This window comes from Aliihoeflea aestuarii (genome assembly GCF_024105665.1).
In the GTDB taxonomy this organism is placed as follows: Bacteria; Pseudomonadota; Alphaproteobacteria; order Rhizobiales; family Rhizobiaceae; genus Aliihoeflea; species Aliihoeflea aestuarii.
Genome location: NZ_JAAAMK010000007.1, coordinates 1 through 21,249, shown reverse-complemented (window position 1 = coordinate 21,249; position 21,249 = coordinate 1). Strand labels below are relative to the sequence as shown.

Sequence of the window (21,249 nt, the reverse complement as noted above, 5' to 3'; positions counted from 1 at the left end):
CCCCGGTTTTCGTTTACGCGGCCTTTGCGGTATCGCGCATGAAGCCGTCGAGCGCGGCTGCCTCGTCCTTTGACAGGACGAGACCGCGCTTTGTACGCCGCCATAGCACATCGTCCGCCTTCATGGCCCATTCATGCGCGATGAGATAGCGCACCTCCGCCTCGTAAAGATCGGCCCCGAAATGCTGGCCCAGATCGTCAAGTGACGTGGCCGCTCCCAGAATCTGCCTTGCGCGCGTGCCGTAAAGCCGGATCAGGCGGCGCGCCATCTGCTCGTCGACAAACGCATAGTCGGCGCGCAACCGCCTGACCTCGTCGCCGAACGTGCCCACCGCGAAATCGCCGCCCGGCAAGGTCCCGTTCGCGGTCCACGCCTTGCCCTTCCTTCCGATAAGGCCCTCGATCTTGTCCAGCATGGATTCGGCGAGCCGGCGATAGGTGGTGATTTTGCCGCCGAAGATGTTGATCAGCGGCGCGCCGTTCGTGTCGGCCTTGAGCACATAATCGCGCGTCGCCTCCTGCGCCTTCGACGCGCCGTCGTCATAGAGCGGGCGCACGCCCGAAAACGACCACACGATGTCGTCGCGCTTTACCGGTTCGGCGAAATATTCGCTGGCGCAGGCGGTGAGATAGTCGACTTCCTCGTCGCTGATCGAAACATCCTTCGGATCGCCTTCATAGTCCCGGTCGGTCGTGCCGATCATGGTGAAATCGTCGTGATAGGGAATCGCGAAGATGATCCGCCCGTCCGGGTTCTGGAAGAAATAGGCGCGCTGATCGTCGAACTTCTTCTTCACGACGATATGGCTGCCCTGAACGAGACGCACATTGTGCACGTTCGCGCGGCCGACCGTATCGCTCAACACATGATCGACCCACGGCCCGCCGGCATTGACGATGAGCCGTGCCCGGACGATCCGGCGCGCGCCGGTCGCCCGATCCTCGATTTCGGCCGTCCAGCCATCGCCCTCGCGGCGCGCGGCGACGACCTTCGTGCGGGTGCGGATGACGGCCCCCTTGTCCGCCGCGTCCCGCGCGTTGAGGACGACGAGACGCGCATCGTCGACGCCGCAATCCGAATATTCGAACGCCTTCTCGAAGATCGGCTTCAGCGGCTTTCCGGCCGGATCGGCCTTCATGTCGAGAACGCTGGTTTTCGGCAAAAGCTTGCGCCCGCCGATATGGTCGTAGAGGAACAGGCCGAGCCGCAGAAGCCATGCCGGGCGCAGGCCCTTGTGATAAGGCAGCACGAAGCGCATCGGCCAGATGATGTGCGGCGCGCTTTTCCACAGAACCTCGCGTTCCTTCAGTGCCTCGCGCACGAGCCGGAATTCATAGTGCTCCAGATAACGCAGCCCGCCATGGATCAGCTTGGTCGACCATGACGACGTGCCGCTCGCCAGATCGTTCATCTCGGCCAGAAACACCGAATATCCACGCCCGGCCGCGTCGCGTGCGATCCCGCACCCGTTGATACCGCCACCGATGATGAGAATGTCGTAGGTCGTCTCGCTGGGCACGTCCGCAAAATCCGCAATTTCGAAATCAAACGAAATCTAAGCGAAACGACATCGAAATCCAAGACTTCAATGCGATCCGCGCGCGGTTTCCACGAGTTGCACATTTGCCTCCTGGCAGATTTTCTTGATTTCCGCGCTGGGGCATGTGTCCGTCACGAAGCTCGACACCTGCGACAGATGCGCGATCCGAACCGGGGCGGTGCGTTCGAATTTCGTGGAGTCGGCGACTAGAATGACGTGGCGCGCATTGGCGATGATCGCCTGCGCGACCTTCACTTCGCGAAAATCGAAATCGAGCAGCGCGCCATCCTCGTCGATCGCCGAGGCACCGATCACGGCGTAATCGGCCTTGAACTGACGGAAGAAATCCACCGCCGCCTCGCCCACGACACCGCCATCGGAGCCTCGCACCACGCCGCCGGCGATCACGACTTCGATGGATGGCTGCACCCGCATGCGGTTGGCGACGTTGATGTTGTTAGTGATGACCATCAGCCCCTTGTGGTTCACCAGCGCTTCGGAGACCGCCTCCGTCGTCGTTCCGATATTGATGAACAGCGACGCATTGTCCGGCACCAGCGCGGCGGCGGCGCGCCCGATGGCATGTTTTTCATCGGCCGCAATGCGCCTTCGCGCCTCGTATTCCATGTTTTCGATGCCGGACGGAATGACCGCCCCGCCATGGATGCGCGCCAGAAAGCGCTTCTCGCACAATTCGTTCAAATCCTTGCGGATCGTCTGCGGCGAGACGTCGAAGCGCTCGGCAAGCTCCTCGACCAGCACACGGCCATTGTCCTTGGCGAGTTGAACGATTTCGGCATGACGGGGCAAAAGGAACATGGTGCGAACGGCTTTCGTTTTTCGCTCTTTCTAATGCAATTCGAAAGCCGGCGCAGCCGAAATTCGCGTCAGCCCCGCGCGATGGCCTCGATCTCTTCGATCAGCGACCGCGCCGTCGTGATGCCTTCGCGCGTCAGCTTTTCACGCAGCGCGATGCGGCGGTGTCCCGGTACGCGCGCGCCTTCGGTTCCCGCAATGGCGTCCGCCATCTGCGTGAAGCGGCCCGTTGCATCCCCGCCGAAGATCGCCGGATCGATGGCGATGATCGCCTGTCCGCAACCGGGCGCATCGCCCTGATCGTCGAACAGCGACGTCTGCTCGTAGGCATAGTTCGCGCCCGTCAGGCCGGCGCACATGAGTTCGACCATCAGCGCCAGCGCGGTTCCCTTCGCCTCGCCGAGCGGGATCATCGTGCCAGCCATCCCGGCAACGGCGTCGGTGGTCGGGTTGCCGTCCGGGTCGAGCGCCCAGTCCTCCGGGATCGGCTCGTTTTTCTGCTTCGCCGCCATGATCTTGCCGCGCGCAACCTTGGAGAGCGACACATCGACCACGATCGGATCTCCGCCCTCGGTCGGGCAGGCGAATGCGATCGGATCGGTTCCGAACAGCGGACGCCGCCCGCCCCACGGCGCCATCGAGGCCGGCGCGTTGGCGAACATCAGCGCCACGAGACCGCGTTCGGCCAGCGCCTCGACAGTCAATCCCGCGACGCCGGCGTGGTGAGAACGCCGAATGCCGGCCATCGCAATGCCCTGACCGGGGGCCATTTCGGCAAGTTCGCTTATGGCAAGGTCGAGCGCGGGATAGGCGAACCCGAAATGTCCGTCGACGGCGACCGCGCCCGGACGCGTGCGCTCGGTGCTCGGACGCGCGTGGCCCTTGACCTTGCCCGCCTTTGCCTGCGCGCAATAGGCCGGGACGCGCCGCAGCCCGTGACCGCCCTGGCCGGCGAGTTCGGCGCCCACGAGCGCCTTTGCCACGGCCTGTGCATTTTCCGGCGACGTATCGCAGGCCGTCAGGGCATCGACGATCAGTCGGCGCGCTTCATCCAGCGTCAATGTCAGTTCACTCATTCGCTCGTTCGCCCTTCCAGTTGCGGCGCGCCGCCATCGGTATCTGGCAAAGCCGCATATCCGATTCGTCCAGCCAGCGCAGACCGGCACGCATCGCAGCAGACACTAAATTCACCTCGTCGGGGTTGACCGCCACATTTGCCCCGCCATCCTAAGGGACTGCGAAGCCTCTCAGACTCTGGATGCATTTTCCCATCATGCGATTTATCGTCAGCGCCCTGTTCGCCCTGCTTCTGTTTTCGGCTCCCGTGAGTCTGGCGCAGGAGGCCGTCGCTCCCGAAACCACCGCTGCGCAGGAAAGCGCGGGCGTCGACGAATTGATCCGGCTGCTCGAAAACGAAACCACGCGCAACGAACTGATCGAGCGACTGCGTGCCGCCGGGGATGCCAACCCGCAAACGCAGGCCGAAGCGGCGGAAGGTACGAGCGACCCGACCATCGCACGCCAGATCGCCGAATATACGCGCGACATCGCCGAGGGTGCATCTGCGACGGTCGGCATGGTCGTCCAACTCGCTTCCGATATCGGCGATCTCGTTTCAGGTGTCGAAGGGAGCGATTATACGGAACTCGGCCGCATCGCCACCACGATCGCCATCCTCGCGGCCGTCCTTTTCGCAAGCTATTTCGTGCTGCGCACCATAGCGGGACGCGTTCAGACTTCGATTTCCAACCGGGTAACGGGGCGCGGATGGATCACGCGCCTGGCAGGCATCGTCGGTGCCGTTCTGGTCGACATCGCGGCAGTCGCTGCGGCCTGGGCCATCGGTTACGCTGTCGCGCTTTATTTCCTGACCGGAACGGGCGGGCGCATGGGCATCAACCAGACGCTGCTCCTCAACGCGTTTCTCGTCGTCGAACTGACGAGAGTGGCTTTGCGCGCGGTTTTCGAGCCGAACGGACCGGCATTGCGTCTCCTGCCGATGAGCGAAACGACCTCGGCATACTGGTATTTCTGGTTCTCGCGGATGATCGGCCTGATCGGCTATACGTTCATGTTCTTCGCGCCGGTCCTGGCCGACACTGTCAGTCTGGTGGCGGCGCAGTCGCTGCGCGTACTGGCGATGCTGACGGCCATCGTCATCGGCATCCTCATCGTTCTCCAGAACAAGCATCCCGTCCGCGCCGCGCTGAACCACAGGGCGAAAAACGGCAAGCAGGACGCACTGTCCAAATCGCTCGCCCTGGTCGGCGTCTATTGGCACCTGATCGCCGTCGCCTATCTCATCGCGATCTTCGTCTTGTGGCTGGTGCATCCCGACCATGCGCTGCCCTTCGTGCTGCGCGCCACCGTCCAGTCGATCATCGCGATCGTCGTCGGGGTCGTCATCATTGCCTTCATCTCCCGCTTCGTGAATGTCGGCGTGCGCTTGTCGCCCGATATCAAGGAGCGGTTGCCGCTTTTGGAAACACGTCTTCATGCCTTCGTGCCGCGCGTCATGCAGGTCGTGCGCACGCTGACGCTGATCGGCGTCATCATCGCCATCGCGCAGGCATGGGGTTTGGTCGATTTCTTCGGTTGGGCCGCGAGCGAGACGGGACAGCGCGTGACCGGGTCGGTTCTGTCCGCACTGATCATCGTGCTCGTCGGTTTCGCGCTTTACCTCGCCATGTCGTCATGGATCGAATATCGATTGAACCCGAATTACGGGACCGTTCCGACCCCGCGCGAAAAGACGCTCCTGTCGCTGTTCCGCAACGCGTTTACCATCACTTTGGCCGTACTCGTCGTGATGCTCGCGCTGGCTCAGATCGGCATCAACATCGCGCCGCTTCTGGCCGGTGCCGGCGTTCTGGGCCTTGCCATCGGCTTCGGCGCGCAGAAATTCGTGCAGGACATCATCACGGGCATCTTCATCCAACTGGAAAACATCATGAACGAGGGCGACGTGGTGGAGGCCGGCGGCCGATCGGGCGTCGTCGAGAAACTGACCATCCGTTCCGTTTCGATCCGTTCGCTCGATGGTACTTTGCATCTCATTCCCTTTTCCTCCGTCGACATGGTCTCGAATTCGATGAAGGGCTTCTCTTTCCATGTGGCCGAGATCGGCGTCGCCTATGACAGCGACATCACCGAAGTGAAGGCGGCCATGCAGGCCGCGTTCGAAAAGCTCATGGAGACGGATGCCAAGACCTCGATCATGGGCCCGCTGGAAATTCACGGCGTAACGCTCTTTGGAGATTCGGCGATCAACGTGCGCGCACGCATCAAGACGCTGCCAGGCTCGCAATGGGGAATCGGACGCCAATATAACGAGCTCATCAAAGACGCGTTCGCAGAACGCGGCATCGAGATACCGTTCCCGCAGATCACCTACCACGTCGGTGTCGACGGACAGGCCGACGCTCTCGCCTCGCGAAAGGCCCGCAAGAAAAACAAGCGAACGCAGGAGAAGATCGCGCCCCCGACGTCGCAAAATCCCGAAGGCGAGGACGGAAACGGGGCGTCGAAGGCATAGCCGCCAATCCTTCATTTTGGCTGTTGCCGAACCTCATTGGCAGGAACCAAAGCATGTGTCCCTTCATTATCGGCGCGCAAAGGGACATTTGCCGCCGCCTCTCTGATCCGGGCGGCGCATTCATATGAGAGGATTTTGCATGTCTGATCGTGGACCGACCGTAATCAACACCGGTGGCGGCGGCGGAAGCGGCGGCTGGGCCGTCGCGCTTCTTCTGGCCGTCGTGATCATCGTCGGCGGCTTCTGGCTGCTCGGCGGCTTTGGCACAGGCGGCAGCGGCGCGCAGGACGTGAACGTCACGATCGACACGCCCGCGATCGACGTACCCGACGTCAACGTCGAAACAACCGGCGACTGACCAAACCAACAAATGTTAGTCGAAGAGCCCGCCGAAATCGTCCGGCGGGCTCTTTTTCCTTTGATCTGTCGGTCCGACGACAAGATTCCAGTGGCGTTTGCGCGAATGATCCGGCATTGCTCGGACCTGTTTGGGCGAACGGGGCTTCATGCCGACTGCTAACAAAAATTTCATCGGGGCCACCGCAGCCCTGTTGCTGATCGGCCTTGCCGCGCTGACGATCATCGTCAGCATGTCCATCTGGCTGGTCGAACTTAACGAGGAAGAATTCGACCGCGTGCTGGCCGTGCGCGTCGTGCGAGCCAACGCGGTCGACCTTCGTGCCGCCCTTCAGGATATCGAGACGAGCCAGCGCGGCTTCCTTCTGACCGCTTCCGAAAACTATCTCACGCCCTACACCCAGTCGCGCGACGACATCGCCCCGCTTTACACGTCGCTGGTTCAACATGCTCGGACGCTTCCGAACCTGACCGGGCCGGTGGCAAGGCTGGGCGAGATCATCGACGACAAGCTGGTCGAGCTGGACGGAACCATTCAGCTCGTTCGTGACGGGCAACAGCAGGCCGCGATCGAGATCTTGCAGACCGATCGCGGCAAGGAACTGATGGACGAGGCGAGAGCCATTTTCGCATCGATCGTCCAGACGACCGATGCCGCTTATGTCGAAGCGGCCGGCAATCAGCGTTCAAGCGTCGACTGGCTGCGCTGGACGACCTTTGCCGGAGCGTTCATCATCGCGCTCGTGGTCGGCAGCGCGGTGTGGATGGCATTGCGCTATACCCGCGAACTCCTGAATGCGCGCCGGGAAGTGGAAGCGCTGAACGCGGGGCTGGAAGCGCGCATCGACGAACGCACGCAGGACCTCGTGCGCGCCAACGAGGAAGTGCAGCGTTTCGCCTATATCGTGACGCACGATCTGCGCGCGCCACTCGTCAACATCATGGGTTTCACCAGCGAACTCGACACCACGATGGAAACGATCCAGACCTATGTTCTGGCCGACGGCGACCCGTTGAGCGAACAGGAAATCAAGGAGGCGCGTCTTGCCGCATCCGAGGACCTGCCCGAGGCCATCGGCTTCATCCGCTCGTCCACGCGCAAGATGGATGCGCTGATCAACGCGATCTTGAAGATATCGCGTGACGGGCGTCGTCCCTTGAAGCCGGAGCGAATCAACCTTGGCGAACTGATCGAGGCCAACGCGAACACCGTTCAGCATCAGGTCGCCGATACGGACGGTCGCATCAATCTCGACATCAAGACGCCGCCGATCGTCTCGGACCGTCTGTCGCTCGAGCAGATCTTCGGCAATCTTCTCGACAATGCGGTGAAATACCGCGCGCCCGACAGGCCGGTCGAGATCGACATTTCCGCGCATCGCGGGCCGAACCGCCGCATCATCATCGACGTCAAGGACAACGGGCGCGGCATCGCAGCCCAGGATCATCAGCGCGTCTTCGACCTTTTCCGTCGTGCCGGCACGCAGGACCAGGCCGGAGAGGGCATCGGCCTTGCGCATGTGCGCACGCTGGTGCGCAATCTGGGCGGAGATATTACATTGGAATCCGAATTTGGACAGGGAACGACCTTTCGGGTCACATTGCCCGAACAACTCCCGAACGTGGACAGGAGTAATTGAAGTGAGCAACGGACAGCCCGTGACCATCATCATGGTCGAAGACGACGAAGGCCATGCGCGCCTCATCGAGAAGAACATCCGCCGCGCCGGGGTCAACAATCAGATCATCCCTTTTCAGGACGGCACGTCCGCGTTGCGTTATCTGTTCGGCGCAGACGGCTCGGGCATGGAAAGCGCCGGCCGGCAGCTTTTGATCCTGCTCGATCTGAACCTGCCCGACATGACGGGCGTGGACATCCTCGAAAAGGTCAAGAGCAATGTCCACACCAAGCGCTCGCCGGTCGTCGTTCTGACGACCACCGACGACCAGACCGAAATCCAGCGCTGCTACGATCTGGGGGCGAACGTCTACATCACCAAGCCGGTCGACTACGACGGTTTCGCCAATGCGATCCGCCAGCTCGGCCTGTTCTTCTCGGTGATCCAGGTTCCCGAAACCGCCTGACCACGATGAGCGAACCCGTCCACGTCCTTTACATCGATGACGATCCGGCGCTGGCGCGCCTGGTCCAGAAACGCCTTGGCCGGCAGGGCTTCGTCGTCGAGCATGCCGGCGATATCGCGCAAGGTCTCGCGCGCATCGACGAGACGGGCATCGACGTCGTCATTCTGGATCACTATCTGGCGTCCGGCACGGGGCTCGACGTGCTGGCCGCGCTGAAGAAGCGGCCCGTTGCACCGCCCGTCGTCTATGTGACGGGCTCGTCCGAGGCCACCGTCGCGGTCGACGCCCTGAAAGCGGGCGCTGCCGACTATGTCCTCAAGAGCATCGGCGACGAATTCTTCGTGCTCTTGTCGAGCGCGATCGACCAATCGCTTGAGAAAGCACGCCTGCATCGCGAAAAGCAGCGCGCCGAACAGGAAGTGCGCGATGCCCGCGACCGTGCCGAAATTCTGCTGACGGAGGTCAACCACCGCGTCGCCAATTCGCTGGCGCTCGTCGCCGCGCTTGTCCGGATGCAGATTTCGGCGATTGCCGAGCCGAAGGCCAAGGATGCACTGGCCGAGACCCAGGCACGCATCTCGGCGATCGCGGGTCTTCATCGCCGCCTCTACACCTCCGAAGATGTCAGGACGGTCGATCTCGACGCCTACATTTCCACCCTCATCAACGAACTCGACACCTCGATGAAGGCGGCCGGTCACGCATCACGGATCAGAACCGACCTCGACGCGCTCATCGTCCCGACGGACAAGGCGATCTCCATCGGCATGATCGTCACCGAACTCGTCACCAACGCCTACAAATATGCCTATCCGGGAAACGCGGAGGGCGAGGTGCGGATTTTCATCCGCAGGGAGGGCGACGGATCGGCGGTTCTGCGCGTCGAGGACGACGGCATCGGATGGAACGGCGAAGGCAAACCGCAGGGAACCGGCCTCGGCACGCGCATCGTCAAGGCGATGGCCACGAGCCTCAATACATCGATCGTCTACGGAAACGGCGTCGGCGGCACACGCCTGACCATGGACTTGCCAATCGGCGGCAGCACATCACCCAACTGACTTGAGATCAGCGCCCTGCCTCCTGCGACAGCCACCGCAGGACCAGCATCTCCTCGTCGTCGAGCCCTTCCAGCGGCTTGCGATAGCGCTTTCGCGCTTCCGCGAGTTCTTCGACCAACCGCCCCGCCGACCATGAATCGACCACGCGCGGATGAATGTAGCAACTGCGGCAGACCGCGCGGGTATTGCCGAGGCGCGCCGCGACCTTGTCGATCAGCGCATTGAGAACCTTCGCCGTTTCGCGCTTGGTTTCGGGCAGTTCGACGGTGGCGAACAGCGCTGTCGCACTGGTCGTACCGCCCCATGTGCGAAAATGTTTCGACGAGAACTCCTCGCCCGTCGCCTCGCGGATATAGGCGTTGACGTCCTGTGAATGCACCATCCGCCGTGTTCCCTCCTCGTCGCGATACTGGAAGAGGTGCTGACCGGGCAGGTCGAGAATGTCTTTCAGGATGCGCGCCATGCGCCGGTCGACGAGCTTGAGATTCCATTCCTTTCCCGACTTGCCCTTGAAGGCGAAGCGCAGTTTCGATCCGTCCACCTCGACATGGCGCGAGCGCAGCGTGGTCAGGCCGAAGCTCTTGTTGTCGCGCGCATAGGCCGGGTTGCCGACGCGGATCATCGTATTGTCGAGAAGCCAGACGATCGAGGCCAGCACCTTTTCGCGCGGAAGGCCCCGGCGGCGCAGGTCGCTGTCCATCCGCGCGCGCAGACGCGGCAGGGCAGCGGCGAAACTGGCAAGGTTCTGGTATTTCACGTCGTCGCGATATTCGCTCCAGCGGGCATGGTAGCGATACTGCTTGCGCCCCTTCTGATCGCGCCCGGTCGCCTGGATGTGACCGAGCGCGTCAGGCGAAATCCACACATCGGTCCAGGCCGGGGGAATGACCAGCGCCTTGATCCGCGCAATCTCGGCCTTGTTCGTGATCTTCTTTCCATCGGGTGACGTGAACCCAAATCCCGTGCCCGCACGTCGACGGCGGATACCGGGCTCGGTATCGCTGACATAGGCCAGATCGTCCGGCCGGCGCGGTGCTGCCGGATCGTCGTCGGCATGGTTGGATGACACAGTGGAGACCTTATCGAGCACGGGCAACGCTCCTGAAGCTGCACGGCAAAATGCGCACCGCTCGCCAAAAGTTCCTCATCGTCATTTCGAACGCTGGAACGTGTAACCGCCCGTCGCGTTAGAACTGCGCCCCGCCACGGGGCTCAACTTTCGAAAACGACAGGCTGGAACCATGGATCACCGAGACCGGCTCATTCTCGCTCTGTCCGCACTCGTGCGTGCGGAACGCGAGGTCAAGAGTGCCTGGGAAGATGCGATCGCCGCGGACGCGATTTCTCCCGCTATCGTCGAAGCGGTCGGCAACGATCCGCGTCGGCTCATCGATCAGGACGATATCGACCTGGCCGAGGCGTTCGTATCGCCGATCAGGGCGGAAGCGCACCGCGCAGGCGCGGCCTGACAGCGGCCGATCGACAAATTGAATTCCGGCCCGGCGTCATCGCCGGGCTTTTTGCATCAAGGCCGTGGTTCGCAGGCAGGCGATCGGTTATCACGACAGGGACGAGTGGGGAGACCGGCCGCAATGACATCCGAACTGATCAGCAAATCCGCCTGCGAAATCGTGGATCGGCTCCGGGCCGAAACCCTTGACCCGCATCGATTGCTCGATGCGCTCGAAGAACGAATCGCGGCCGTGGAACCTTCGGTAAACGCTCTTCCGACGCTTGCCTTCGAACGTGCCCGCGCACATGCCGACGCAATGCTGAAGCGCCCTGTGAGCGAACGCGGCCTGCTTGCGGGCATCCCCGTCGCGATCAAGGATTTGACCGAAGTCGAAGGCGTGCGCACGACGCACGGCTCGCGTATTTTCGAGAACAACATTTCCGCCCGCTCAGACATCATGGTCACGCATCTCGAAACCGAGGGCGCACTGATCTACGCGAAGACCGCGACGCCTGAATTCGGCGCCGGCGCCAACACGTTCAACGACGTCTTCGGCGCAACGCTCAATCCGTGGAACATTTCGCGTTCGGCGGCAGGCTCGTCGGGCGGCTCGGCCGTAGCGCTCGCCACCGGCATGGCGTGGCTCGCACAGGGCTCCGATCTCGGCGGCTCGCTGCGCAATCCGGCAAGCTTCTGCGGCATCGTCGGGCTTCGCCCCTCGCCCGGCCGCGTCGCTGCCGATCCGGGCCTGCTTGTCGACGACATCCTCTCTGTCGAAGGCCCGATGGCGCGAACGGTCGAGGATGTCGGGCTCTTCCTCGACGCCATGAGTGGCGAGGATACCGCCAATCCAATCTCGCTGCCGCGTGACGGGACGAGCTATCGTGCGGCGGCGCAAAGCCGCGCGCTCCCCGCGCGGATCGCTTTCAGCGCCGATCTCGGCATCACGCCCGTCGACCCGGAAGTCGCCGACATCTGCCGCGCGGCCGCCTACCGCTTCGCCGAACTCGGCGTCGATGTCGTGGACGCCCATCCCGACCTTTCGGGCGCGCACGAAACATTCCAGACGCTCCGTGCAGTCTCCTTTGCGACGGGCCATGCGTCCAAGCTCAAAACCCATCGCGACCTCTTAAAGCCCGAAGTGATCTGGAACATCGAAAAAGGACTTGCACTCACGGTCGGCGATGTCGCCAAGGCCGAAGCGCGCCGCGCCGGCATCATCACCCGCGCCCTCGCCTTCTTCGACGACTACGATCTGCTTTTGACCCCGGCCACGATCGTTGCGCCCTTCCCCGTCGAGAACCGCTACGTGACGGAATGCGCCGGCAAGACGTTCGAAACCTATATCGACTGGCTGGCTATCGCCTATGCGATTACGCTGACCACGGCGCCGGCGCTTTCGCTACCTTGCGGGTTTACGCGCGAGGGTCTGCCGGTCGGACTTCAGATCGTGGCGCGACCACGCGGCGAAGCGCGATTACTCGCAGCCGCCGCCGCGCTCGAACATCACCTTGATCTCGGAACAGTCGATCCGATCGATCCACGCTCCGGGAATTGATCAGCTTTCCGCTTTTATCGTCGCGGCGATCTTCATCAGGTTCTCGCGGTCCGCGCCGTGTTTACGCACCAGCTCGGCTGCCTGATTCGGCGATAGATCGGTATGCTCGACGAGATGCCGAATCTCGGCCTCGTCGGGATTTTTCGGATCCATCCATTCATGCGGTTTCGTTTCAGCCATCGTCTTGCCTCCACTTCATTCATTGAGTGAAGCGGTCAACGGCTCGCTTGTTCCATTCCACCGCGCGCCTAGCCCCGCGCGGGTCCAAGCGTGATCATCGCAACCGCGATGACCGCCAGCACCAATCCCGCAGCTTGGACGCCCGAAACGCGCTCGCCGAAAAAGGCGAGTGCGACGAGATTGACGGCAACGAGTTGTACCACCGCCGACAAGCTGAGCGCCACGCCCATGCCGACATCGCGGATCAGCCTCAGCATGATCAGATTACCGACCGTGTAAAGCACGAGCGTCAGTGCCAGCCATGCGAAATTATTGGCTGAAAGCGTCCACGCCTTCGCCGCGCTCGCCGCACTGACGAATATGATTGTCGAAGCGGCAAGCAACGCGGTGCTCAGCGGCGACATGGGATGGATGGGTCCTGCAAAAGAGGAGGGACCGGCCACGCCGATCCCCGCATAATCTCCATCAGACCGATGATTCTGTCACGAGAATTCTTCGTCGTCTCAACAGATCTGAATGCCCGTCAGCCGAGCACCTCGCGCACAGCCTCAGTGGCCTTGGAAACGACCTCGTCGGCCTGTGCCTTCGTCAGGCAAAGCGGCGGCGCGAAGCCCAGAATGTCGCCCTGCGGCATCGCACGGCCGATCACGCCGCGCTTCAAAAGCGCCGCCGCGACGGACGGCCCGACCTTCTTCGCCGGGTCGAAGAAGGTGCGCGTCGCGCGATCCTCGACGAATTCGACGGCGCACAGCATCCCCTCCCCGCGCACGTCGCCGACATGGACATGGTCGCCGAGTGCCGCCCTCATCTGCTCGTTCAGGTAGCGTCCCGTCTCGCCCGCATTCTGCACGAGCCCCAGATCGTCGATCAGCTTCAGATTGGCGACACCCGCAGCCGCCCCGATCGGATGGGCCGAATAGGTCCAGCCATGGCCGATCGGCCCGTTCTCGTCGGTGCCCTGCTCTAAAACCTTCCAGACCTTGTCCGACACGATCGAGCCCGAGAGCGGCGCATAGGCCGAGGTCAGCCCCTTGGCGATGGTGATGAAATCCGCCTCGATGCCGTAATGATCCGAGCCGAACATCGTGCCGAGCCGCCCGAAACCGGTGACGACCTCGTCGGAGATCAGGAGAATGTCGTGCTTGCGAAGCACTGTCTGGATCGCGTCCCAGTAGCCGGCCGGCGGTGGCACGATGCCGCCGGTGCCGAGCGCCGGCTCGCCGATGAAGGCGGCGATCGTGTCCGCGCCTTCGCGCGCGATCAGTCTTTCGAGGTCGTCGACGCAATGGGCGACGAAGTCCGATTCGCTCAGGCTAAGATCGGGCCTGCGGAAATAATCCGGTGCCTGCGTGTGCATGACGCGCTCCAGCGGCAGGTCGAACTTGTCGTGAAAGAGCTTCAACCCCGTCAGCGAGCCGGTGACGAGGCCGGAGCCGTGATAGCCGCGCCAGCGCGAGACGATCTTCTTCTTTTCCGGTCGGCCGAGAATGTTGTTGTAGTACCAGACGAGCTTGATGTTGGTCTCGTTCGCATCCGAGCCGCCGAGACTGGGGCGAGCGCACCATCTCGTTCCGCAAGGAAGACGAGACGGTTCTCGAAGCCGGCATGACCTTCCATTTCATGCCGGGTCTGTGGATGGACGACTGGGGGCTGGAGATCACGGAGAGCATCCTGATCCGCGACAACGCGGCGGCGGAATGCTTCTGCGACCGCCCGCGCAAGCTCATCGTCAAGGACTGAGCCCGTGAGCGAGCTTGACCACACGCGCGAAATCCTTAGCCATCTCGTCGCCTTCCCGACGGTCTCGTCCGACAGCAATCTCCAGCTCATCACCTATGCCGGCGATCTGCTGTCGAGTGCGGGCGCGCGCCTGTCGGTCTCGCTCGATCCGTCCGGCGCCAAGGCCAATCTCTTCGCCACCATCGGGCCGGAAGGCGATGGCGGCATCGTGCTTTCGGGCCATTCCGACGTGGTGCCGGTCGAAGGGCAGGACTGGACGAGCGACCCCTTCGAACTCACAGAACGCGACGGGAGGCTCTACGGGCGCGGCACCTGTGACATGAAAGGCTTCATCGCCGCCAGCCTCGCCATGGCACCGCGTTTCGCAGCTTCAAAACTGCATCGCCCGCTCCACTTCGCCTTCACCTATGACGAGGAAATCGGCTGCATGGGCGCCCGCGCGCTCGTCGGCGAATTGAGGAAGGCGGGCGTCCGACCGTCCGTCGCCACCGTCGGCGAGCTGACCATGATGGGCGCCATCGAGGGGCACAAGGGCTGCTTCGAATACACGACCGAATTCACCGGGCTGGAGGGCCACGGCTCGCAGCCCGACAAGGGCGTCAACGCCATCGAATATGCCGTGCGCTACATCGCGCGGCTGATGGAACTTGGTGAAGACCTGAAGGCGCGCACGCCCGAAGACAGCCGCTTCACGCCGCCCTGGACCACCGTCCAGGTCGGGCGCATCGCGGGCGGCAATGCGCGCAACACCATCCCCGGCCAATGCGCGGTCGAATGGGAGATGCGCCCCGTCCATCTGGATGATTCCGACCATGTGAAGCGCGAACTTTCCGCCTATGTAGACGGCGTGCTCAGGCCCGCCATGCGCAAGGTCTGCGCTCATGCCGACATCGTCATGACGACGATCGGCGAGGTGGAGGGCCTTCTGCCCGTCACAGAATCCGAAGCGCGCGACATCGTCTTCGAGCTGACCGGCGCGCATGAGGCCGAACTGGTCGCCTTCGGCACCGAGGCCGGACTGTTTCAGTCGATGGGCATGTCGGCCGTCATCTGCGGTCCCGGCTCGATCGCGCAGGCGCATAAGCCCGACGAGTTCATCGCCATCGAACAGCTCGACACCTGCCTGACGATGCTCGGCAAGCTCCACGCGAAGATGGCTGCCTGAGGAGCGATTTAACGTTTCCTTATCGGCTGCTGGCCCAGATAGCTTTCCGCGACCCCACGGCAAAGTGCAGACCCTTCAAGTGACCGGCGAACTCGCGTTCAAGTTACTCAACCCGGCGATTTCGCTGGTGCTGGTGACGACATTCCTGACACTCTGGTTCAGGCACAGGAGTCACACGCATCTCCTGATGCTGGCAGGCGCCTTCACACTCAGCGGCATCGCCTTCGCCGCAAACGATTTTCTTCATGCCTATGACGGCCCCGCCCTTCGCGTTTTCGTCAACGGCCTGTTTCTCGCCGCCATCTTGGGGGCCTGTCTCAGTGCTTTTGTTCGCGCCCGTATGCCCGTCCCGTTGGGGCTTTTCGCGGCAGTCGTCACGGCAGGCGCGACGGGCTTTTCGTGGTTCCTGTTCGTGGAGCCGTCGACGCCGGCGCGCATCTATATCGTGAACGCGACCTTCGCCGTGATCGCGACGATAACCGGCTACGCCTTGATCCGCGCGAAGCCGCGATCGGCGGTCGACTGGATGTTCGTCGGCCTTGCCGGTTTCATCTTCACCCTCGCGATCGCGCGTCCTGTCGCAACGTTCATGGACAGGCTCGACATCAATCCGGGCGGTCCGATCGGCGCCTCAGCCTATTGGGCGACGATTCAGGCGCTGACCCCGTTGCTCGCGCTGACTATCGCATTGTCGTTTCTGGCCGCCTTCGCCGTGCAGATCTTCGCCGAGCTGCGCAATCAGGCGGAGCGCGATTACCTGACCGGCCTTCTCAACCGTCGCGGCTTCGACATGCAGGCAGCCCGGTCGATTGATGCGGTCGAGGGGACGATCTGGCAGCCGGCGCTGATGGTCGTCGACATCGACAACTTCAAGATGATCAACGACACCTTCGGCCACGGCACCGGCGATCGCGTTATCGCGGCAGTGGCGCGCGCGCTGGCGACCCATGCCGGTGCGGATATTGTCGGGCGCATGGGCGGGGAGGAATTCGCCCTCTTCTACAATCGCGCGCGGCGCGGCGAACTCGCCCCTTGCGCGGATGCCCTTCGTCGTGAAATCGGGCGGCTGCGGATCGTCGATCTGCCGGCCGGTTATCCGCTGACGGTCAGCATCGGCATCCACCCGCGCCACCAGTCGCAGACCCTCTCCGAGATGATGAAGCAGGCCGATCAGGCGCTTTACGCGGCAAAATCCGGCGGCAAGGACCAGGCGCTGATGACGGCGCTTTCGTTGAATCCGGTGCCGGACAAGCGCGACACGGGCACCGGCTGAAAGCCGGATTGTGTTGACATCGATCCTGTTCCGGTTAGCTTCGTTTTCAGCTTCTGGAACGGACCGTCGATGCGCCGTGTGCGCTCATGCCAGCCGGCATTTGGCGATCGGATTGAAGATCGTGACAGGCAACCGCCTGTCCTGTTCTGAAATATTCAGGCGCAGCCCGCTTTTTCATATTTTGGAGGAACGTCCATGCATCGCCTGATCGGCGGCGTGGTCGCGGCTGTGGCCCTTGTGCTTGGCAGCATTGCGACATCCAGCGCCCAGACCACCCCGACCCTCTATTTTTCCGCCATTCCCGACGACGACGAAACGCGCCTGATGGAACGGTTCGGCAACGTCGCCGCCTATCTTTCCGAAGAACTCGGCGTTCCCGTCGAGTATGTCCCGGTGAAGAACTATGCCGCATCGGTCACGGCCTTCCGCAACGACCAGATCCAGCTCGGCTGGTTCGGCGGATTGTCTGGCGTTCAGGCCCGTCTTGCCGTGCCGGGGTCGCGGGCCCTCGCCCAGGGCGACGAGGACATGAACTTCATCTCCTATTTCATCGCGCATGAGAGCACCGGGCTCGAACGATCCGACGATTTTCCGGCGGAAGCTGCCGGCATGAGCTTCACCTTCGGCGCGCAGACCTCGACATCGGGCCGCCTCTTCCCCGAATTCTATATCCGCGAGGAAACCGGCGAAGCGCCGGACGACTTTTTCTCGCAGGTCGGCTTTTCGGGCGATCACGGCCAGACGCTGCGGCTCGTCTCGACCGGCGCATTCCAGATCGGCGCGCTCAACTACACCGTCTACGACACGGCCGTCGCCGAGGGCGCTCCCGAATCGGAAACGGCGCGCGTCATCTGGCAGACGCCGCCCTACCCGGACTACAACTGGACCATCCGCGGAGACGCGGACGAACGCTTCGGCGAAGGCTTCACAGAGCGGGTGAAGGCGGCGCTGATCGGCATGGACGATCCCGACCTTCTCGCCTCCTTCCCGCGCGCGGCATTCGTGGAAGCCTCGAACGAGGACTACGCGCCGATCGAGGAGACCGGACGCGCACTCGGCATTCTCGACTGATCGATGCTGAGATTCGAGGGCGAGGCGCTTGCCTATGGCAGCACGACCGTTCTTGCGGATGTGGACTTCGCGCTGCATCCAGGAGAACGCGTGGTCCTGCTCGGCCGCAGCGGCGCGGGCAAGAGCACGCTTCTCAACGCCGCTTATCGGCGCCTCGCCGAGACTTTGCCCGAAATAGCGCTCGTGCCGCAAGAACACGGGCTCGTTCCGCAATTGTCGGTCTTCCACAACGTCTATATGGGGCGGCTCGACGCGCGTGGAGCGATCTATAACCTGGCCAACCTCGCCTGGCCGTTTCCTTCGCAACGGCGCAGCGTCGCGGTCGCACTGGAAACGGTCGGCCTGACCGGTTTCGACCGAAAGCCGGTGGAAAGCCTGTCCGGCGGCCAGAAGCAGCGCACCGCGCTTGCCCGCGCCATTCATCGCGGCGGCCGCATCCTCGTCGGCGACGAGCCGGTTTCGGCTGTCGACGAGCGGCAGGCCGCGCTTCTCGTCGACGAACTCGAACGCTGCTTCGAGACCGTTCTTCTGGCGCTGCACGATGTCGAACTGGCGCGCCGTTTCGCAACGCGCCTTGTCGGCATACGCGGCGGGCGCATCCATTTCGACCGGCCGACCGCCGAGGTTTCAAACGGCGACATCCATGACCTCTATCGCGCCTGAGCGGCGGCGGTTGCCGCGCCTTGGTCGCATCGGAACGGCCGCCGCCTTCGTGGCGCTTGCCGTCGCGCTTCTTCCAATCGCCGATCTGCGCATGGCCAGCCACGATCCGTGGGCTGAACTCGGCCGCATGGGCGCGGGCCTCCTGTCGCCGGATTTTTCCTCGCTCGGCGCACTTTCCTATGCGGCGGCACTGACGGTGGCATTCGCGATATGCGGCGTTGCCCTGGGTGCGACTGCCGGGTTTCTTCTCGCCCCGCTCTATCGTTTCGCTCCGGTGCGGCTTTTGTGCATCGCCATCCGTTCGATTCACGAACTCTTCTGGGCGATCCTGCTCCTTCAGGTCACGGGCCTCTCCGCGACGACGGGCATTCTGGCAATCGCGATTCCCTATGCCGGCATCTTCGCCAAGGTCTTTTCCGAATATCTGGACGAGGCCGATTCGCGCCCCGCGGCCGCCATGCCCCCACGCGCCGATTTCGTATCGGTTCACTTCTTCGCCCGCCTGCCGCTCGCCGCGCGCGAGTTTCAGGTCTACCTTCTCTACCGGCTCGAATGCGGCCTGCGGTCCAGCGCCGTCCTCGGCTTCGTCGGCCTGCCGACGCTCGGCTTCCAACTCGATACCTTCTTCAAGCAGGGCATGTACGGCGCGGTCGCCGCCGTCCTCATCATCTATTACGTTCTGATCGCAACGATGCGGCTGTGGATGCACTGGCCGCTCGCGCCGGTCTATCTCATCGGCTCGATCGGCTTCATGGCGACTCTGACGACACCGCCCATGGCGCAGGGCGCGCTGATACGCTTCCTGACGAGCGACATCGTGCCCGCCCCCTTGCGCAATGGCGATCTGGCCGATGGCGAAACATGGTCGCGCTTTTTCGACTGGCTCCACAATCTCCTCGTCAATCAGGCCCTGCCGGGCCTTACGGCAACGATGATCGTGACGCAGATCGCCCTCGTCCTTGCCGGCTTCGTCGCGTTGATCGGTTTCCCGCTTCTCGTGCGTCCTGTCATCGGTCGCTTCGGCTCGATAATCGGCCATATCGGGCTGGTCGTCGGCCGCTCGACGCCCGAATACATGCTGGCCTACATCGCCTTGCAGGTCTTCGGCCCGTCGATACTGCCGGCTGTGATCGCGCTGGGCCTGCACAACGGCGCGATCATCGCGCATCTCTTGGGACGCCAATCCGCGCATGTGCACGAAAGCCTGCGTCAGGATGCGCCGCGCGGGATCGTGCTTTACGCCTATGAACTCCTGCCCCGAATCTACGGATCGTTCCTGGCGCTGTGCCTGTATCGCTGGGAGATCATTGTTCGCGAATCCGCCATCGTCGGACTTCTGGGCATCGCGACGCTCGGCTTCTATGTCGACCGCGCCATTCAGGAAATCCGTATCGACCGGGCTGTTATCCTCCTGCTCGTCACCATGCTCGCGACCGTCGCTATCGACTACATATCAAGAAAGTTTCGTGCCGCGATCGGCATCGAGAAACTGGTCGCGAAGAAGGATCAAGTGCCGACGAGTGCCACGAATCTGCACGCGGCCATATCAGGCAGGTAGCCTGCCACCCGCTGGAAACCGAAGATTCGATCTGAAATGCCCGCGCCTCCTTGATCCTCGGTCACGATGCGCGCAAGGCATTGATCCGCGAAGCGGACAGGGTCGCGGCTTTTGGAAGCGACGCCTTCATCTGCTCAACGCACAAGGTCCGAAGTACCCTGGCCGCATCGGAATAGGTCACAGGTTCAGCCACCATTGCGAAATTCTCGCCGGTGACGGCGGCGATATCTGCACGCACGCGCGACGGGAGCACGTCGGTGCAGACCCGCATGCGACCGAACAAGACGCTGATGGGAAGATTCCGGCCGGCAAAGGCGATCACCGGCTCACCGCTTCCGTGGGACCAGTCTTCGAAGGCCGCGAGCGCGCCATCGAAGGCTTCCAGAAGCTCGGCAGGCGCATGACCTTCAAACAGAACGGGCAATTTTTCACGCATGACAAGTCCTCCTTTGCCAGAAATGAAACTGTTCTTGCGCAAGCTCACCAGTGGCCGTGAACGCACCAGCCCCAGTAGTAGCTTTCGTCCCGATAGGCGCGCAGGCAATCGTCGTCGGCGGATTCGCCTTCCAGAGCGCCTGAAGGATTGTCCAACACGATGGTGGGTTCGTGGATTGCCGGAAAGACGCGGCCGAGAAACGACCGGATCCGATCGATTGCTTCCTGTGTCATCTGAACCTCCGTCATGCGAACATGAGTTGATCGGCTTCAAGCTGGCACGTCGTTAATGACTATGAACGAAACGCCCGATCTGTCAAATTGCTCAACCGTTACTGTCGGCATTCACGCGCTCGTTACCGCAGCATGGGCTCGCACCGGCCGCTGACATCAGACCCGGCCAGCCGCCACATCGAAAATATGATCGATAAAGCCATGGCGCTGAAGCGGCTCCATCTTAAGGGTGAGAAGGTTCAGCCGATCCTCCAGATTGCGCCCTTCTGCTCGAAGGGGCTTTCACTGGGAAAACTGACCGCCAACGCTTATGCCGGAGACATGTCGGCTCTTCAGGCGTACTTTCTGGTATACAAGCCCGCGCCATGATGGCGATTCTTATTTAAGGTCAATTAGTTAAGAACGACCCGAGACATAGGTGACGTTTTGTACCGGACACATGGGTAACACTTTTCGGCTTTGCCGGGAGGTGTTGATGCCGTGGATGGAGTGTTCGGTGATGGAAGAACGTCTACGCTTCGTGGC

22 protein-coding genes and 2 pseudogenes are annotated in these 21,249 nt (G+C 62.5%); 14 read left to right on the top strand and 10 right to left on the bottom strand.

Translation table 11 applies throughout. From position 1 onward, the window contains the following. Nucleotides 1–13 precede the first annotated feature (13 nt). From glpD to GTW25_RS14160, 4 genes are all read right to left on the bottom strand, one after another. Complete coding sequence (gene glpD, locus GTW25_RS14175) at nt 14–1,519, bottom strand: glycerol-3-phosphate dehydrogenase (protein WP_252912806.1); 1,506 nt, start codon at nt 1,517–1,519, stop codon at nt 14–16. A gap of 66 nt (nt 1,520–1,585) precedes the next feature. After that, nucleotides 1,586–2,359, bottom strand: a complete 774-nt coding sequence (locus GTW25_RS14170) for a DeoR/GlpR family DNA-binding transcription regulator (protein WP_252912804.1) — start codon at nt 2,357–2,359, stop codon at nt 1,586–1,588. 68 nt (nt 2,360–2,427) lie between these two features. Continuing rightward, the gene (locus GTW25_RS14165; protein ID WP_252912802.1) at nt 2,428–3,432 is read right to left on the bottom strand and encodes an Ldh family oxidoreductase; all 1,005 of its coding nucleotides are present in this window, start codon (nt 3,430–3,432) and stop codon (nt 2,428–2,430) included. Beyond that, entirely contained in the window at nt 3,425–3,568 is a 144-nt protein-coding gene (locus GTW25_RS14160) for a hypothetical protein (RefSeq protein WP_252912800.1), read from the bottom strand. Before GTW25_RS14160 ends, GTW25_RS14165 begins: the two co-directional genes overlap by 8 nt. 61 nt (nt 3,569–3,629) lie before the next feature. Here GTW25_RS14160 and GTW25_RS14155 point away from each other — a divergent pair, with 61 nt between their 5' ends. The 5 genes from GTW25_RS14155 (at nt 3,630) to GTW25_RS14135 (ending at nt 9,394) form a co-directional block, all read left to right on the top strand. After that, on the top strand, nt 3,630–5,891 hold the full coding sequence (locus GTW25_RS14155) for a mechanosensitive ion channel domain-containing protein (protein ID WP_252912798.1): 2,262 nt from the start codon (nt 3,630–3,632) through the stop codon (nt 5,889–5,891). Nucleotides 5,892–6,030: 139 nt separating this feature from the next. Continuing rightward, nucleotides 6,031–6,249 (top strand): hypothetical protein, encoded by a 219-nt coding sequence (locus GTW25_RS14150; RefSeq protein WP_252912796.1) that lies wholly within the window; start codon nt 6,031–6,033, stop codon nt 6,247–6,249. Nucleotides 6,250–6,397: 148 nt separating this feature from the next. Further along, the gene (locus GTW25_RS14145; protein ID WP_252912794.1) at nt 6,398–7,888 is read left to right on the top strand and encodes a sensor histidine kinase; all 1,491 of its coding nucleotides are present in this window, start codon (nt 6,398–6,400) and stop codon (nt 7,886–7,888) included. Nucleotides 7,889–7,919: 31 nt separating this feature from the next. Beyond that, nucleotides 7,920–8,333, top strand: coding sequence for a response regulator (locus GTW25_RS14140; protein ID WP_252913076.1), 414 nt, complete (start codon nt 7,920–7,922; stop codon nt 8,331–8,333). 5 nt (nt 8,334–8,338) lie between these two features. Continuing rightward, nucleotides 8,339–9,394: a sensor histidine kinase gene (locus tag GTW25_RS14135; RefSeq protein ID WP_252912793.1), complete on the top strand. Its 1,056-nt coding sequence runs from the start codon at nt 8,339–8,341 to the stop codon at nt 9,392–9,394. A gap of 7 nt (nt 9,395–9,401) precedes the next feature. On the opposite strand, the gene GTW25_RS14130 is transcribed toward GTW25_RS14135, so the two are convergent. Then, nucleotides 9,402–10,463 carry a DNA topoisomerase IB gene (locus GTW25_RS14130; RefSeq protein ID WP_252913075.1) on the bottom strand — a complete coding sequence of 354 codons (1,062 nt, stop codon included), beginning with the start codon at nt 10,461–10,463 and terminating at the stop codon, nt 9,402–9,404. 172 nt (nt 10,464–10,635) lie between these two features. Between GTW25_RS14130 and GTW25_RS14125 the strand changes: the two genes are divergently transcribed. Next, nucleotides 10,636–10,863, top strand: coding sequence for a hypothetical protein (locus GTW25_RS14125; RefSeq protein ID WP_252912791.1), 228 nt, complete (start codon nt 10,636–10,638; stop codon nt 10,861–10,863). A gap of 123 nt (nt 10,864–10,986) precedes the next feature. Next, the gene (locus tag GTW25_RS14120; protein ID WP_252912788.1) at nt 10,987–12,405 is read left to right on the top strand and encodes an amidase; all 1,419 of its coding nucleotides are present in this window, start codon (nt 10,987–10,989) and stop codon (nt 12,403–12,405) included. Here GTW25_RS14120 and GTW25_RS14115 read toward each other — a convergent pair whose 3' ends face one another. From GTW25_RS14115 to GTW25_RS14105, 3 genes and pseudogenes are all read right to left on the bottom strand, one after another. After that, nucleotides 12,406–12,585 carry a hypothetical protein gene (locus tag GTW25_RS14115; protein WP_252912786.1) on the bottom strand — a complete coding sequence of 60 codons (180 nt, stop codon included), beginning with the start codon at nt 12,583–12,585 and terminating at the stop codon, nt 12,406–12,408. A 68-nt stretch (nt 12,586–12,653) separates the two neighbouring features. Then, nucleotides 12,654–12,989: a hypothetical protein gene (locus GTW25_RS14110; RefSeq protein WP_252912785.1), complete on the bottom strand. Its 336-nt coding sequence runs from the start codon at nt 12,987–12,989 to the stop codon at nt 12,654–12,656. A gap of 119 nt (nt 12,990–13,108) precedes the next feature. Beyond that, nucleotides 13,109–14,131: pseudogene (locus tag GTW25_RS14105) on the bottom strand (aminotransferase class III-fold pyridoxal phosphate-dependent enzyme); the annotation flags it as partial. On the opposite strand from GTW25_RS14105, the pseudogene GTW25_RS14100 reads away from it, so the two are divergent. From GTW25_RS14100 to GTW25_RS14075, 6 genes and pseudogenes are all read left to right on the top strand, one after another. After that, nucleotides 14,131–14,325: pseudogene (locus GTW25_RS14100) on the top strand (ectoine hydrolase DoeA); the annotation flags it as partial. The pseudogenes GTW25_RS14105 and GTW25_RS14100 sit on opposite strands and share 1 nt — an antisense overlap. Before the next feature lie 4 nt (nt 14,326–14,329). Then, nucleotides 14,330–15,490 (top strand): acetylornithine deacetylase, encoded by a 1,161-nt coding sequence (gene argE / locus GTW25_RS14095; protein ID WP_252912782.1) that lies wholly within the window; start codon nt 14,330–14,332, stop codon nt 15,488–15,490. A gap of 79 nt (nt 15,491–15,569) precedes the next feature. Continuing rightward, nucleotides 15,570–16,763: a GGDEF domain-containing protein gene (locus tag GTW25_RS20590; protein WP_252912780.1), complete on the top strand. Its 1,194-nt coding sequence runs from the start codon at nt 15,570–15,572 to the stop codon at nt 16,761–16,763. 195 nt (nt 16,764–16,958) lie between these two features. Next, a complete protein-coding gene (locus GTW25_RS14085; RefSeq protein ID WP_252912779.1) occupies nt 16,959–17,834 on the top strand; it encodes a putative selenate ABC transporter substrate-binding protein in 876 nt (291 codons plus the stop codon). 3 nt (nt 17,835–17,837) lie between these two features. Beyond that, on the top strand, nt 17,838–18,497 hold the full coding sequence (locus GTW25_RS14080; RefSeq protein WP_252912778.1) for an ATP-binding cassette domain-containing protein: 660 nt from the start codon (nt 17,838–17,840) through the stop codon (nt 18,495–18,497). Beyond that, a complete protein-coding gene (locus GTW25_RS14075) occupies nt 18,478–20,055 on the top strand; it encodes a PhnE/PtxC family ABC transporter permease (protein ID WP_252912777.1) in 1,578 nt (525 codons plus the stop codon). Before GTW25_RS14080 ends, GTW25_RS14075 begins: the two co-directional genes overlap by 20 nt. A 61-nt stretch (nt 20,056–20,116) precedes the next feature. Here the strand turns inward: GTW25_RS14075 and GTW25_RS14070 are convergent, their stop codons facing one another. Continuing rightward, nucleotides 20,117–20,491: a BRA0787 family protein gene (locus GTW25_RS14070; RefSeq protein WP_252912776.1), complete on the bottom strand. Its 375-nt coding sequence runs from the start codon at nt 20,489–20,491 to the stop codon at nt 20,117–20,119. A 44-nt stretch (nt 20,492–20,535) separates the two neighbouring features. Continuing rightward, on the bottom strand, nt 20,536–20,724 hold the full coding sequence (locus GTW25_RS14065; protein WP_252912775.1) for a hypothetical protein: 189 nt from the start codon (nt 20,722–20,724) through the stop codon (nt 20,536–20,538). Nucleotides 20,725–20,811: 87 nt separating this feature from the next. On the opposite strand from GTW25_RS14065, the gene GTW25_RS14060 reads away from it, so the two are divergent. Next, entirely contained in the window at nt 20,812–21,093 is a 282-nt protein-coding gene (locus tag GTW25_RS14060; RefSeq protein WP_252912774.1) for a hypothetical protein, read from the top strand. Nucleotides 21,094–21,249 lie beyond the last annotated feature (156 nt).